The 13,145-nt window shown below is 67.6% G+C and carries 10 protein-coding genes and 1 riboswitch; of the genes, 6 read left to right on the forward strand and 4 right to left on the reverse strand.

Features of this window, described 5'->3' with window-relative positions; translation table 11 throughout:
- Positions 1 to 12: 12 nt before the first annotated feature.
- Positions 13 to 1,518, reverse strand: coding sequence for a CoA-acylating methylmalonate-semialdehyde dehydrogenase (locus AC5P78_RS07010; RefSeq protein ID WP_111198446.1), 1,506 nt, complete (start codon positions 1,516 to 1,518; stop codon positions 13 to 15).
- 115 nt (positions 1,519 to 1,633) lie between these two features.
- Between AC5P78_RS07010 and AC5P78_RS07015 the strand changes: the two genes are divergently transcribed.
- Positions 1,634 to 3,001, forward strand: coding sequence for a helix-turn-helix domain-containing protein (locus AC5P78_RS07015; RefSeq protein WP_012478808.1), 1,368 nt, complete (start codon positions 1,634 to 1,636; stop codon positions 2,999 to 3,001).
- A gap of 335 nt (positions 3,002 to 3,336) precedes the next feature.
- Here AC5P78_RS07015 and AC5P78_RS07020 read toward each other — a convergent pair whose 3' ends face one another.
- Positions 3,337 to 5,229, reverse strand: coding sequence for a patatin-like phospholipase family protein (locus AC5P78_RS07020; protein ID WP_111686762.1), 1,893 nt, complete (start codon positions 5,227 to 5,229; stop codon positions 3,337 to 3,339).
- A 193-nt stretch (positions 5,230 to 5,422) separates the two neighbouring features.
- On the opposite strand from AC5P78_RS07020, the gene AC5P78_RS07025 reads away from it, so the two are divergent.
- The 4 genes from AC5P78_RS07025 to pncA all read left to right on the forward strand — a co-directional run bounded on the left by AC5P78_RS07025 (position 5,423) and on the right by pncA (position 9,839).
- Positions 5,423 to 6,472, forward strand: coding sequence for a bifunctional nicotinamide-nucleotide adenylyltransferase/Nudix hydroxylase (locus AC5P78_RS07025; RefSeq protein ID WP_049403797.1), 1,050 nt, complete (start codon positions 5,423 to 5,425; stop codon positions 6,470 to 6,472).
- A 64-nt stretch (positions 6,473 to 6,536) separates the two neighbouring features.
- On the forward strand, positions 6,537 to 7,946 hold the full coding sequence (locus AC5P78_RS07030) for a nicotinate phosphoribosyltransferase (RefSeq protein ID WP_060380900.1): 1,410 nt from the start codon (positions 6,537 to 6,539) through the stop codon (positions 7,944 to 7,946).
- A gap of 133 nt (positions 7,947 to 8,079) precedes the next feature.
- A riboswitch (cobalamin riboswitch) is annotated at positions 8,080 to 8,309 on the forward strand.
- Between the two features lie 161 nt (positions 8,310 to 8,470).
- Positions 8,471 to 9,157, forward strand: coding sequence for an epoxyqueuosine reductase QueH (locus AC5P78_RS07035; RefSeq protein ID WP_012478805.1), 687 nt, complete (start codon positions 8,471 to 8,473; stop codon positions 9,155 to 9,157).
- A gap of 55 nt (positions 9,158 to 9,212) precedes the next feature.
- The gene (pncA, locus tag AC5P78_RS07040; protein WP_005411938.1) at positions 9,213 to 9,839 is read left to right on the forward strand and encodes a bifunctional nicotinamidase/pyrazinamidase; all 627 of its coding nucleotides are present in this window, start codon (positions 9,213 to 9,215) and stop codon (positions 9,837 to 9,839) included.
- A gap of 207 nt (positions 9,840 to 10,046) precedes the next feature.
- On the opposite strand, the gene purU is transcribed toward pncA, so the two are convergent.
- Complete coding sequence (gene purU / locus AC5P78_RS07045) at positions 10,047 to 10,898, reverse strand: formyltetrahydrofolate deformylase (protein WP_005411937.1); 852 nt, start codon at positions 10,896 to 10,898, stop codon at positions 10,047 to 10,049.
- Between the two features lie 114 nt (positions 10,899 to 11,012).
- Between purU and AC5P78_RS07050 the strand changes: the two genes are divergently transcribed.
- Complete coding sequence (locus AC5P78_RS07050) at positions 11,013 to 11,924, forward strand: LysR family transcriptional regulator (protein ID WP_012478804.1); 912 nt, start codon at positions 11,013 to 11,015, stop codon at positions 11,922 to 11,924.
- A 3-nt stretch (positions 11,925 to 11,927) separates the two neighbouring features.
- On the opposite strand, the gene AC5P78_RS07055 is transcribed toward AC5P78_RS07050, so the two are convergent.
- Complete coding sequence (locus tag AC5P78_RS07055) at positions 11,928 to 13,028, reverse strand: NADH:flavin oxidoreductase/NADH oxidase (RefSeq protein ID WP_005411935.1); 1,101 nt, start codon at positions 13,026 to 13,028, stop codon at positions 11,928 to 11,930.
- Positions 13,029 to 13,145 lie beyond the last annotated feature (117 nt).

Raw genomic sequence — 13,145 nt, forward strand, 5'->3', positions numbered from 1 at the left:
CTGCTCCTGCCGTTACTTCAGGCTGATCGTGGTGTTGACGCCGTGGCTCAGCGTCTCGTCATCGAACCAGCGCGCGGTGACCGTCTTGGTCTGGGTGTAGAACAGCACCACCTGCTTGCCGTACGGGCCCAGGTCACCCAGCTTGGAGGCGCGCGAACCGGTGAACGAGAACAGCGGCACCGGCACCGGGATCGGCACGTTGATGCCGACCTGGCCGACGTCGATGTCTTCCTGGAACTTGCGCGCGGCCGCGCCGGACTGGGTGAACAGTGCGGTGCCGTTGCCGTTCGGGTTGCTGTTGACCATCGCGATGGCGTCTTCCAGCGTTTCTGCTTCGAGGATGACCAGCACCGGCCCGAAGATTTCTTCCTGGTAGATGCGCATGTCGGTGGTGACACCGGCAAAGATGGTCGGGCCGACGAAGTTGCCCTTCTCGAAACCATCGACCTGCGGCTTGCGGCCATCCAGCACCAGCTTGGCGCCCTGCTCCACGCCCGAGGCGATCAGGCCTTCCACGCGCTCGCGGGCGCTGCAGGAAATGACCGGGCCGACGTCGGTACCGGACACGGTGCCGGCGCTGACCTTCAACGTCTTGGCCTTTTCGACCAGGTCCTGCACCCAGTTGCGCGCCTCACCGACCAGCACCAGGGTGGAAGCGGCCATGCAGCGCTGGCCCGCAGCACCAAAGGCGGCACCGACCATCGCGTTGAGGGTCTGTTCCTTGTTGGCGTCCGGCAGCACCACGGCGTGGTTCTTGGCGCCCATCATGCACTGCACGCGCTTGCCGGCCAGCGAGGCACGATTGTAGACGTGGGTGCCGACGCGGGTGGAACCGACGAACGACACGGCCTTGATGTCCGGGTGGTCGCAGATCGCGTTGACCACTTCCTCGCCGCCGTGGACGACGTTCAGAACGCCCTTCGGAATGCCGGCTTCCAGGGCAAGCTCGACCAGGCGCATGGTGACCATCGGGTCCTGCTCGGACGGCTTGAGGATGAAGGTGTTGCCCGTTGCAATCGCCATCGGGAACATCCACAGCGGGATCATCGCCGGGAAGTTGAACGGGGTGATGCCAGCGCACACGCCCAGCGGCTGCATGATCGTGTAGGTGTCCACGCCATTGGCCACGTTGTTGGCCAGCTCGCCCAGCTGCAGGTTGCCGATGGCGGCAGCGTGCTCGACCACTTCCAGGCCACGGAACACATCACCTTCGGCGTCCGGCAGGGTCTTGCCCTGTTCGGCGGTGAGGATGTGGGCCAGCTCGCTCATGTTCTCGCGGATCAGCTGCTGGTACTTCAGGAAGATGCGCGCGCGGGTACCGATCGGGGTCTTGCGCCAGGTCCTGAAGGCTTCCTTGGCGGCGGCGACGGCGGCGTCCACTTCGCCGGTGGTGGCGAACGGCACCTTGGCCAGCACGTCCTGGGTGGCCGGATTGATCACGTCCTGCCAGTGGGAGGTGGCCGATTCAACGAACTGGCCATCGATCAGCATGCGGATACGGGGCGCTGCAACAGTCATGACGACAATCCCACGGGGTGCGAAAGATGCTTGGCATTATTCACAGCACCCATCTCGATTTCCGGGCTGAATCCGCTTAATCTGGCCAACACGCCAGACGATTCATGTTAATTCTGTGAATTATTCAGCCACCCAGCGGCAGCTTGGCCTGCGCTTGCTACGGCTGCGCGAACAGCGCGGCTACAGCCAGGTGGACCTGGCCCGCGCCTTGGGCCTGTCGGCCAGTTACCTGAACCAGATCGAGCGCAACAAACGCCCACTGACCCCGGCCGTACAGAAGAAGCTGGGCGAGGTATTGGGCGATGTTTCCTCACTGTTCGACGAAGATGAGCCCGCTGCCCTGCAGGAAGCCCTGGGCGAGACCCTGCGCGACCTCGGCTTGGCCGAAGTCAGCGCGACCGAGCTGCGCGCCCTGGCCGGCAACCTGCCGCAGGTCAGCCGCGCGCTGCTGGACCTGCACCGCCGCCACCTGGCGCTGCGCGAGCATGCCGCCGCGCTGGAGTTCCAGCTGGGCGAGCCCGGTGCCGGCAGCACCCTGCCCGCCGGTGACCAGGTGCGCGAGTTCTTCAACCGCATGCACAACCACATCCCCGAACTGGACGAGCTGGCCGAGCAGCTGTTCGCCGAATGGGGGCTGTCGCCCGGGCATGTGGCACCGCGGCTGCGCCAGCTGCTGGCCGACCGCCATGGCGTGCTGGTGGAAGTGGCCGCACTGCAGGCCGGGCGCGAGAAACGGCAATACGATGCCGGTGCGCGGCGGCTGTGGCTGCCCGATTACCTTGAGCCCGGCCAGCAGGCGTTCCAGATGGCGGCCGAGCTGGCCCTTCACGGCTACCTGCCGCAGATCGATGCGGTAGTGGCGCGCGCTGGCTTTACCGATGAGGCACGCATCGCGCAGGCGCGGATTGGCTTGTCGAATTACTTCGCCGGTGCGTTGGTGATGCCGTACATGCGTTTCCTGCGTGCGGCCGAGGCCAGCAGTTACGACATCGAGCTGCTGGCGCACCAGTTCGGCGTGGGCTTTGAAGCGGTCTGTCATCGGCTGAGCACGTTGGCGCGGCGCAGCGCGCCCGGGCTGCCGTTCTTCTTCATCCGCGTGGACCGTGCCGGCAACGTGTCCAAACGCCATTCGGCCACCGATTTCCATTTCTCGCAGGTGGGAGGGTCGTGCCCGCTGTGGATCGTCTACGAGGCGTTCAACCAGCCCGGCCGCATCCTCACCCAGACCGCGCGCATGCCCGATGGGCGGCGCCACTTCTGGCTGGCGCGGCAGGTCAGCAGCGGGCCGGTGGGCCATGGCCAGCCACGCAAGACGTTCGCGGTGGCGTTGGGCTGCGACCTGCAGCATGCCGAACGCCTGGTGTATTCGCTGGGGCTGGATGTACAGAGCCCGGGGAACTCGGTGTCGATCGGGCCGGGTTGCCGGGTGTGCCCGCGCGAGGACTGCATGCAGCGCGCGTTCGCGCAGTTGCCGGGGCGATAGGGGGTTCTGCAGGGCTGCGCCCTGCACCTGCGGTAGTGCCGGCCGCTGGCCGGCAACCTCAAAAGCAACAGCGGGCTTTCCGTGGGATGGCGGGGCGGTGTCGGATTGCGGGGACGCCGTGAACCCGTCCCTGAAGTGACCCCCGGCATCCATGCCGCGGACACCCCGCAATCCGACACCACCCCGCCTTCGACAGTTTCCTCCTGCTGCTGGAACCTGATGCTGATGCTGATGGTGATGCTGATGCTGATGCTGATGGTGGGTGCCGACCGTTGGTCGGCACGCTCTGGCCCTGCGCGAAATGCATCCACGCACGGCGTGGATCTACTACCGGCTCAGTAGATCGGGGTCACCTTCATCTGCGGCAACGGACGCGGTGCGCCGTCAGTGAGGTCCGGGCCAAGGTCTTCCCAGGTACGTCCCTGCTCGACCATCAACCCCCACAGCTGCTGCGCGGCCAGCCGCTTGTCTTCCGAGCCCAGCTTGTACGACGGTGGCGTCGGCTGGCCACTGGCAACCATCGCGTACGCCGCGCGGTAGGCCAGTACCTGCTGCGCCGGATCATCGGTGCGTGCCACTTCCAGCGTGTAGCGCTGGTAGGCCGAGGCCAGGTTGCGCCAGCGGATCCAGTAGTGGTTCTCGAACGAGAACGAACAGAAGCGCGCACCGGCGAGGCTGCCCTTGTCGGCGATGCGGGTCAGCACCTCCTGCGGCATGTCCAGGTTCATGCCGCCTTCGTCGCCCTGCAGGCTGACGTGCACGATGCGGTCGCGGTAGCCCGGCGCGCGCGCCTGCAGCAGATCGCGCCAGTTCTGCATGGTCGCCACCACCGCGAACAGGAAGCGGCCCAGCTCGGCGGCCGCCAGCGGTGTGGCGATCGACTGGTAGGTGCGCTGCCAGCCGTGTCGGTTCTCGGTGGGCAGGAACACCGCGTGCTCCAGCGACTGGCGGCCACTGCTGCCGTGGTTCACCTCTTCGGCGTGCTGCGGGTAGACCAGATTGATGGCGAAGGTCGGCCAGCGCGGCAACGCGGCATCGAACAGATGGATCGGGAAATTGCTGCTGATGCCACCATCGGAGAACCAGCAGATGCGGAAGGCGGTGATCACCGGGCCGCAAGCCTGCCCGGCGCTGGTCAGCCCTTCCATGCTGTCGGCCACGTTGTGCTCGGGGTCGGCCGCCGGCGCGGTCGGCTCGCAGCGTCGTTCGCGGCGTGAGGGTTCATGCAGCGGCACCGCGCTGATCAGCAGCGGGAAGCTCAGGCTCATGCGCGTGGCCACCAGCACCGGCAGCTTCGGGCCCGGCGGCAGGTGGTAGTACTGCCGCCCTTCCACCTCCAGCGGCGGGCCGGCCTGCGTCACCAGCCACTGCACCACGCTGGCCGGGAACAGCTGCTCGAATTCCTCGCGCAGGAACCAGAACTGCGCGCCGCCCAGCGGCAGCGTGCGCGGCTCGTTGTGCGACACGCAGGTGGTGATCATCTGCAGGCTGATCGCATGCGGGCTGTCCGGCTCGCCGGCATAGCGCGGCGCGTCGTGCAGGTCGGCGAAGGTGAGCGGTGCATCCAGCGGCTTGCCGGACAACTGCTGCAGGCATTCGTGCAGCCACTCGGTCAGTGCCGGCGTGCGTGCATCGCGGCCGAGGCCGCTGCACAGGCCCAGCAGATTGCGTCGCGCCACGCGTGCCACACGAAGCGCGGCACCGGCCACACCCGCACCGTACGCACACAGCAGCGACGGCAGCAGCGTGGCCGCCACCCCGCTCCAACCACCGCCCCACCAGCCCAGGCCGAGCAGCAGCGCCAGCGACACCAGCACTTCCAGCGGCGCGATCTCGAACACGGCAACGGCCAGGCACAGCAGCTTGTGCGGCAGGCTGGCATTGCCGGTCAGCACCACCAGCAGGCGATAGGCCGCGCGTGCGCCGCGTGCGGGCTGGAACAGGCTGTAGATGAAGCCGCGCCGCGACAGCTGCGCCGACACCGCCGACAACCCGCCATAGCCTGCATCGCCGGGCAGGTGCTCGCCGGCCTGCTGGCGACGATCACCGCAGGCCGCCGCAGCCGCCACGGCGGCGGCGATGGCGCCGGCCGAAGTGCCGCCGATGCTCTTGAAGCGATACTCGCGCGCCAGCGCCAGTACCGCATTGGGGTACACGATGCCGCTGGTGATGCCGCCTTTCATGACCAGATCGCAGTACTTGTCCGCCACTGTCTTGCCCCCGAGCATGCCGTCCGCCGCGTGGGTGCCAGTATGGCGCAGGGGCTTCTCAGGGCCTGAGAACAACGGCGCAGTCCGCGCACGCGATGCGCCGTTCAGCAGAAAGCACGGCTGCAGGCTTGACCCGCCCCGCCATCGGCGTAGCATCTGCAGCAAGCCAAGGGACAGACCCGCGGCTGCCACAACGACATGAGGGATTCTCATGGAATTCGACTATCTCGTCTTCATCGGGCGATTCGAGCCCTTCCACAACGGCCACGCCGCCGTTGCCCGCCTGGCCCTGAGCCGGGCCCGCAAGCTGATCTTCCTGGTCGGCTCTGCCGATACCCCCCGCAGCCTGCGCAATCCCTGGACCGTGGCCGAACGCGCCGTGATGATCCAGGCCGCCCTCGATGGCCACACCGACCGTCTGCTGATCCGCCCGCTGCGTGACCACCTGTACAACGAAGCGCAGTGGATCGCCAACGTGCAGCGCCAGGTGGCTGAAGCCCTGCGCAACGACGGCGCCGCCGCCGATGCGAAGGTAGGCCTGATCGGCATGGACAAGGACGCGTCCAGCTACTACCTGCGCGAGTTCCCGCAGTGGCCGCTGGTGGACGTGCAGCACACCGCCACCCTGTCGGCCACCGAGCTGCGGCGCTACCTGTTCGAAGCCGGCGACGTCGACTTCCACGGTGCGCTGCTGATGCTGCGTGGCAATGTGCCGGCGCCGGTGTACGACATGCTTGAAGCGTTCCGCAAAAGCGCGCCTGCCTATGGCCAGCTGGTGGCCGAGTACCGCTTCATCGAACAGTACAAGGCCGCCTGGAAGGATGCGCCCTACGCGCCCACCTTCGTCACCACCGATGCGGTGGTGGTGCATTCGGGCCACGTGCTGCTGGTGCGTCGCCGCTCGGAACCCGGCAAGGGGCTGTGGGCGCTGCCCGGCGGCTTCGTCGGCCAGGAACAGAGCCTGCTCGACAGCTGCCTGCGCGAACTACGCGAGGAAACCCGGCTGAAGATTCCGCTGCCGGTGCTGAAGGGGTCGCTGAAGGGCCAGCAGGTCTTCGACCACCCCGACCGCAGCCAGCGCGGCCGCACCATCACCCACGGTTTCCACTTCGAATTCCCGGCCGGTGAACTGCCGCCGGTGCGCGGCGGCGATGACGCTGACAAGGCGCGCTGGATACCGGTGAGTGAAGCCCTGGACATGGGCCCGCAGCTGTTCGAAGACCACCTGCACATCCTGGAGTATTTCCTCGGCCGCGGCTGACAGGCCCGGCCTCCCCACTGGCGGACAGACCGCTGGTGTCACTCGACGCGAAGGAGCTTCCGTCATGCACTACCTCGATAATCTTCTCCTCAACACCGACAGCTACAAGGCCAGCCATTGGCTGCAGTACCCGCCGGGTACCGATGCCACGTTCTTCTACGTCGAATCACGTGGCGGCCTGCACGATCGCACGGTGTTCTTCGGCCTGCAGGCGATCCTCAAGGACGCGCTGGCACGACCGGTCACCCACGCCGACATCGACGACGCTGCTGCGGTATTCGCCGCGCACGGCGAACCGTTCAACGAGGCCGGCTGGCGCGATATCGTCGACCGGCTTGGCGGCCACCTGCCGGTGCGCATCCGCGCCGTTCCCGAGGGCAGCGTGGTGCCCACCCACCAGGCACTGATGACCATCGAGTCGACCGATCCGGCTGCGTTCTGGGTGCCGTCGTATCTGGAAACGCTGCTGCTGCGCGTGTGGTATCCGGTCACCGTGGCCACCATCAGCTGGCACGCACGGCAGACCATCGCCGCGTTCCTGCAGCAGACCAGCGACGACCCGCAGGAGCAGCTGCCGTTCAAGCTGCACGACTTCGGCGCGCGCGGTGTATCGAGCCTGGAATCGGCCGCGTTGGGCGGTGCCGCGCACCTGGTCAACTTCCTCGGCACCGATACCGTGTCGGCGCTGTGCCTGGCACGCGCGCACTACCACGCGCCGATGGCCGGCTATTCGATTCCGGCCGCCGAGCACAGCACCATCACCAGTTGGGGCCGCGAACGCGAGGTGGACGCCTATCGCAACATGCTGCGCCAGTTCGGCAAGCCCGGTTCGATCGTGGCGGTGGTGTCGGACAGCTATGACATCTACCGCGCGATCAGCGAACACTGGGGCACCACCCTGCGCGATGACGTGATCGCGTCGGGCGCCACCCTGGTCATCCGTCCCGACTCGGGTGACCCGGTGGAGGTGGTGGCCGAAAGCCTGCGCCGGCTGGATGAAGCCTTCGGCCACGCGATCAACGGCAAGGGCTATCGCGTGCTCAACCACGTGCGGGTGATCCAGGGCGATGGCATCAATCCGGACACCATCCGCGCGATCCTGCAGCGCATCACCGACGACGGCTACGCCGCCGACAACGTGGCCTTCGGCATGGGCGGTGCGCTGCTGCAGCGGCTGGACCGCGATACGCAGAAGTTCGCGCTGAAGTGCTCGGCCGCACGGGTCGAGGGCGAGTGGATCGACGTCTACAAGGATCCGGTCACCGACGCCGGCAAGGCCAGCAAGCGCGGCCGCATGCGCCTGCTGCGCCACCTGGACGATGGCAGCCTGCATACGGTGCCACTGCCGGCCAACGGCGACGACACCCTGCCGGACGGCTTCGAGGACGCAATGGTGACCGTGTGGGAGAACGGCCATCTTCTGTACGACCAGCGGCTGGACGACATCCGCACGCGGGCGGCCGTGGGGCATTGAAGGTGCATCCCGACCGGGGTCAGAGCCCGCTGCGTGGCAGCGGGATCCGACCCCTTCCTTCCGCTGGGGTCGGATCCCGTTGCAGCGCAGCGGGTTCTGACCCCTGCGCTCTTGACCGGCGCCACCAACAGGTCCACCTTGCACACGCCGAAGGTATCCCTCCCATCGCTGCGGCGCGGGGAGGGATTTAAACGGGAATCCGGTGAAGGCGCCTCGCGCGTCCATTCCGGAGCTGCCCCGCAGCGGTGAATGGAAACGAATCCTGCCAACAGCACTGGGCTCGCGCCTGGGAAGCGGCAGGTAGTAGGTGGGCTGCGGCCCGAGTCCATCAGCCCGAATACCGGCCCCGGCCGGGGGACACGACCGTCCCCTGACTCGACCTGGAATCTCCGCGGGGAGGTTGCCGGGGCCGTCGTCGTCCTGCGCGTGCAGGCGGTGTGGCCGCGCGCGTCCTGTTCACGGTATCCGGCCAGACCCGTTCACCCACGCGCTGATGCATGGGCCACCGCCGTTGCCGGCGGTCCATGCGGTACCTGACGATGACAGAGCTCCAACGCCCCACCCTGACCCTGCCCGCCGGCGGCAAGCGCCTGCTGCTGCATTCGTGCTGCGCGCCCTGTTCCGGCGAAGTGATGGAGGCGATCACCGCCTCCGGGATCGACTACGCGATCTTCTTCTACAACCCCAACATCCACCCGGTGAAGGAGTACGAGCTGCGCAAGCAGGAGAACATCCGCTTCGCCGAGCAGCACGGCATTCCCTTCATCGACTGCGACTACGACACCGACAACTGGTTCAGCCGTGCACGCGGCATGGAAAACGAGCCCGAACGCGGCATCCGCTGCACGATGTGCTTCGACATGCGCTTCGAGCGCACTGCGCTGTACGCGCACGAGCACGGTTACGACACCATCAGTTCTTCGCTGGGCATCTCGCGCTGGAAGAACATGGCGCAGATCAACGACTGCGGCATCCGCGCCGCCTCGCGCTATGAAGGCCTGCAGTACTGGGACTACAACTGGCGCAAGGGCGGCGGTGCCAGCCGCATGATCGAGATCAGCAAGCGCGAGCAGTTCTACCAGCAGGAATACTGCGGCTGCGTGTACTCGCTGCGCGATGCCAACCGCCATCGCCGCGAGAATGGCCGCGAGCGGATCAAGATCGGCCTGTTGTACTACGGGCAGGACGCTGGGACGCCGCAGGACGATTGACGTGCAGGCATGGGGCGGCCACGCTGGTCGCCCCTTCTGTTGTACCGGAACTGCCATGACCGCCCTGCCCGCCGATGTCGCCCTGCTGGTGATCGACCTGCAGCCGGACTTCATGCCCGGTGGCGCCCTGGCCTGCGACCAGGGCGATGCGCTGGTGGCACCCATTGCCGATCTGCTGGCGCAGCGCCGCTATCGCACCGTGGTGGCAACACAGGACTGGCACCCGGCCGACCATGCCTCATTCGCCAGCCAGCACCCCGGCCAACGCCCGTTCGAGACCATCCTGCTGCACGCGCAGCCGCAGACCCTGTGGCCGGACCACTGCGTGCAGGGCAGCGCCGGTGCCGCCCTGCACCCGGGCGTGGACTGGACCGTGGCCGACCTGATCCTGCGCAAGGGCACGCGCCAACAGGTGGATTCGTACAGCGCCTTCCGCGAGAACCATGGCCCCGATGGCGAGCGCCCGGCCACCGGCCTGGCCGGCTGGCTGCATGAACGCCGCATCCGCGAAGTGCACGTATGCGGCCTGGCCCGTGACTACTGCGTGCTGTGGAGCGCGCAGGACGCGGTGAAGTCCGGCTTCCGGGTGAAGTTCCTGTGGGAGCTGACCAAGCCGGTGACCGAAGCCAACGACGTGATGGTGCGCGAGGCGCTGGGCAAGGCGGGGATCGCGATCGTCTGAGGCGTGACCGCCGGGCATGGCCCGGCGCTACCGCGCACGTCGCTTATGCCGCTTGCGCGCTCCTGCCCACAACAACACAATCGATTCATCCAGCCCCCCAACTACGCCCCCCTACAGATCGCGGGACGGCCGAACCGGGGGCTTTTCATTGGATGAAACCAGGATTCGGTAGTGCCGGGCCATGCCCGGCGGACGCGGGATGGGCGATTACCGGAACACCACCGTGCGATGCCCATTGAGCAGGATGCGGTGCTCCACATGGCGGCGAACCGCGCGTGCCAGCACCAGCGATTCGGTATCGCTGCCCAGCCGCACCAGTTCACGCGGTGCCATCGCATGGTCCACGCGGGCCACGTCCTGTTCGATGATCGGGCCTTCGTCCAGGTCCTCGGTGACATAGTGCGCGGTGGCGCCGATGATCTTGACCCCACGCGCGTGTGCCTGGTGGTACGGCTGCGCGCCCTTGAAGCTGGGCAGGAAGCTGTGGTGGATGTTGATCGCACGGCCGGCCAGCGCGCGGCACAGCGTGGGTGACAGGATCTGCATGTAGCGCGCCAGCACCACCAGGTCGATGCGCTCGCGCTCGACCAGGTCGATGATCTGCTGCTCCTGCACCGCGCGTGTATCGGCGGTCACCGGCAGGTGGTGGAACGGCACCTGGTAGGACGCCGCCAGCGGCGCAAAGTCGGCGTGGTTGGACGCCACTGCTGCGATGTCCACCTTCAGCTGGCCGCTGTGGGCGCGGAACAGCAGGTCGTTGAGGCAATGCCCCTGTTTGCTGACCAGCACCAGCAGCCGGGCGCGGCGTCGGCCATCGTGCAGCTGCCAGTCCATGCCGAAGCCTTCGGCAAGCGTGGCCATGGCGGCGTGCACGGTCTCCAGCGGCAGGCCGGCATCGCGGTCGAAGTGCACGCGCAGGAAGAAGCGGCCACTCTCCTCATCGCCGAACTGCTGGGCGTCGAGGATGTTGCAGCCGTGGTCGAACAGCAGGCCGGACACGCGGTAGACGATGCCGGTGCGGTCGGGGCAGGACAGGGTAAGAATGGAATCGGGGCGCATCGCTACAGTGTAGGGCAGCGCCCTGCCCAGCGGCCGGATGATCACGGGTGCAACCGGCCTGCTTGGTTCAGTACCAAGCGATACTTGGACCTTCCCGTGGCAAGCTGGTCGGTCATGAACCTGTTGCAACTGATCCGCAGCTTCACCCGCACCGCAGAGACCGGCAGCATTGCCGCCGCGGCCCGCATCCTTGGCATCAGCGCCACCGCGGTCGGCCAGAACATCAACCGGCTGGAGGCCCATCTGGGCGTACGGTTGCTGAACCGGAGTACGCGGCAGCTGGCGCTCAGCGAGGCCGGCGCGCTGTACCTGGCGCAGGTGCGCCACATCGAAGCCGACCTGGCGCGCGCGCAGGCGATGGTCACCGCCGGTGACATCGAACCGGCCGGGCCGCTGCGCATCGCCAGCAGCAGCGCCTTCGGTCGCCACGTGCTTGCCCCCTTGTTGCCTTCACTGCAGCAGCGCTACCCACAACTGCAGCTGGAGCTGCGCCTGACCGACCGCGCCGTGCAGCATGGGCCGGAAGCGGTGGATGCCAGCATCCGCATCGGGGCGCAGCTGGAGGATGGGGTGGTCGCGCGGCAGCTGGCGCGTGTTCCGTTCGTGTTCTGTGCCTCGCCGGCCTACCTGAAGGCGCACGGCGTCCCGCAACAGCCTTCCGATCTGGGCGGTCATCGCGGGTTGCTGCACCGCTTCCCCACCGATGGCCGGCCATTGCGCTGGGGCCTGCTGAAGGACGGCCAGCGCGTGGACGCCGCGCTGCCACCGAGCATGGTCTGCGATGACATCGATGCGCTGGCGACGCTGGCGGCGGCCGGTGCCGGCATCACCCGGCTGGCCGCATTCGTGGCCGAGCCGTACCTGCGCGATGGCCGCCTGCAGGCGGTGTTCGGCGCCGACACCGCGTGGCGCCCGGAACCGATGGAGGTCTACTTCTGCGTCAGCGACCGCCGCGATTTCACCGCCAAGATCCGCGCGCTGTTCGAACACCTTCAGGCCGGCATCGCGCCGGCCTGGCGGGTGTGAGCCTCAGCGCGTCTTGAACACGCCGCGCGCATCGCGCGGCTCGCAGCGCAGGTACTGTGGCGCCGGTTCCACGCTGTCGCGCAATGCGGCAGCGGCATGCCACGGCCAGCGCGGGTCGTAGAGGATGCCGCGCGCCAGGGCCACGGCATCGGCGTGGCGATGGCGCAGGATCGATTCGGCCTGCTCGGGCTCGGTGATCATGCCCACGGCGATGACCGGCATGCGCACCTTGGCCTTGATCGCTGCCGCGAACGGCACCTGGTAGCCCGGACCGACGGTGATCTTCTGGCGTTCGTCCAGGCCACCGCTGGAGACATGCAGGAAATTGCAGCCGCGCGCGTCCAGCACCTGGGCCAGCGCTTCGCTCTGCACCAGATCCCAGCCGCCATCGACCCAGTCGCTGGCGGAGATGCGCACGCCCACGGCGACCTTGTCCGATACCGCCGCACGCACGGCGTCGAACACTTCCACCAGCAGGCGCAGGCGGTTCGGCAATGAGCCACCGTAGCCATCAGTGCGACGGTTGCTCAGCGGCGACAGGAACTGGTGCAGCAGGTAGCCGTGGGCGGCATGCAGCTCGATCAGCTCGAAGCCGAGGCGCTCGGCACGCACCGCACTGGCGGCGAAGGCGGCGATGACCTCGGCGATGCCGGCCTCGTCCAGTTCCTGCGGCGCCGGGTCGGCGGCATGGAACGGCAGCGGCGACGGCGCCACGGTGGCCCAGCCACGTGCATCATCGGCCGGCAACTGGCCACCGCCGTCCCAAGGGCGGTTCACCGAGGCCTTGCGACCGGCATGGCCGAGCTGGATGCCCAGCGGCATCGGCGACCAGCGGCGGACGCTGGCCAGTACCTGTGCCAACGCGGCCTCGGTGCCGTCATCCCAAAGGCCCAGGTCGGCCCAGCTGATGCGGCCACGCGGCTCGACCGCGGTGGCTTCCAGGATCAGCAGGCCGGCGCCGGATTGCGCGAGGTTGCCCAGGTGCATGGCATGCCAGTCGCTGGCGCGGCCGTCTTCGGCGGAGTACTGGCACATCGGCGCGACGACGATGCGGTTGGACAGGGTCAGGGGGCCGAACGAGATCGGCGAAAACAGCTGGCTCAAGACAGTGATGGACGACGTAGGGGATGCGTATTGCACCGCCGCACGGCTCCGGGATCAACCATCTGGATGGATCGCTGTTTCGCGGCGGCGGGTGGCCTGTAGAGTCGACTGACAGTC

It is taken from the genome of Stenotrophomonas sp. YJH_SMC_133 (assembly GCF_059370655.1).

Bases quoted from the DNA above. Each gene is read 5' to 3' on its own strand.
- pncA (WP_005411938.1), top strand. From the start codon at position 9,213: ATGACCGCCCTGCCCGCCGATGTCGCCCTGCTGGTGATCGACCTGCAG.
- purU (WP_005411937.1), bottom strand. From the start codon at position 10,898: ATGCGCCCCGATTCCATTCTTACCCTGTCCTGCCCCGACCGCACCGGC.
- AC5P78_RS07030 (WP_060380900.1), top strand. From the start codon at position 6,537: ATGCACTACCTCGATAATCTTCTCCTCAACACCGACAGCTACAAGGCC.
- AC5P78_RS07025 (WP_049403797.1), top strand. From the start codon at position 5,423: ATGGAATTCGACTATCTCGTCTTCATCGGGCGATTCGAGCCCTTCCAC.
- AC5P78_RS07035 (WP_012478805.1), top strand. From the start codon at position 8,471: ATGCGGTACCTGACGATGACAGAGCTCCAACGCCCCACCCTGACCCTG.
- AC5P78_RS07010 (WP_111198446.1), bottom strand. From the start codon at position 1,518: ATGACTGTTGCAGCGCCCCGTATCCGCATGCTGATCGATGGCCAGTTC.
- AC5P78_RS07020 (WP_111686762.1), bottom strand. From the start codon at position 5,229: ATGCTCGGGGGCAAGACAGTGGCGGACAAGTACTGCGATCTGGTCATG.
- AC5P78_RS07050 (WP_012478804.1), top strand. From the start codon at position 11,013: ATGAACCTGTTGCAACTGATCCGCAGCTTCACCCGCACCGCAGAGACC.